The organism is Pseudomonas sp. B6(2017), from assembly GCF_002112765.1.
Classification (GTDB): domain Bacteria; phylum Pseudomonadota; class Gammaproteobacteria; order Pseudomonadales; family Pseudomonadaceae; genus Aquipseudomonas; species Aquipseudomonas piscis.
The window spans coordinates 1-1,044 of the sequence record NZ_NEIQ01000067.1; the positions used below are offsets into that span (position 1 = coordinate 1).

The 1,044-nt window shown below is 65.6% G+C and carries 1 protein-coding gene; it reads left to right on the forward strand.

Going from position 1 to position 1,044, the window contains the following annotated elements:
* Positions 1–1,044, forward strand: a 1,044-nt coding sequence (locus CAG11_RS32990; RefSeq protein WP_085653339.1) for a phage tail sheath family protein, incomplete at both ends; no start/stop codon positions are given.

Genomic DNA, 1,044 nt, shown 5'->3' on the forward strand with positions numbered 1-1,044 from the left:
ATCGCGCTGCCCACGTCCTCGATCATCGGCCTGGTGGACACCTTCACCGAGGGGCCGGGCGTCAGCGCCAAGGCCAACGACCTGTTGTTGATCACCAGCGAGCGCGAAGCCATTGCGGCCTGGGGCCCGAATGCCGCGATCACCAAGGCCTGCCAGGCCATCTACCAGCGGGCCAAGGCGGTGATCGTCGCCTGTGGCGTGACCAAGGTCGAGGATGCCGAGCAGCAGGCTTCGGCGATCATCGGCGGCGTCCTGGCCAACGGCAAGCGCACCGGCCTGCAAGCGCTGCTGGACGGCAAGAGCCGTTTCAACGCCCAGCCACGCCTGCTGGTGGCACCCAAGCACAGTGCCACCCAGGCGGTCGGCACGGCCCTGGTGGGCCTGGCGGACAAGTTGCGCGGCCTGGCCATCATCGACGGCCCCAACAGCACCGATGAAGCAGCCATGGCCTACGCCAAGAACTTCGGTGCCAAGCGCGCGTTCATGGTCGACCCGGGCATCCAGTACTGGGACACCGCCGCCAGCGCCACTCTCGATGCCCCGGCCTCGGCCTGGGTCGCCGGCCTGTTCGCCTGGACCGACAACGAGTACGGCTTCTGGGCCTCGCCTTCGAACAAGGAGTTCGTCGGGGTCACCGGTACCTCCCGGGCCATCGAATTCCTCGACGGCGACGAGAGCTGCCGGGCCAACCTGCTGAACAACGCCAACATCACCACCATCATTCGTGACGCCGGCTTTCGTCTGTGGGGTAACCGCACGCTGTCCAGCGACCCCAAATGGGCCTTCGTCACCCGAGTGCGGACCATGGACATCGTCATGGACGCCATCCTCTACGGCCACAAGTGGGCAGTGGATCGGTCGATCACGGCCACCTATGTCAAGGACGTCACCGAGGGCCTGCAAGCCTTCATGCGCGACCTCAAGAACCAGGGGGCGATCATCAATTTCGAGGTCTATGCCGACCCCGAGTTGAACACCGCCAGCCAGCTGGAGCAGGGCAAGGTGTACTGGAACATCCGCTTCACCGACGTACCGCCTGCCGAG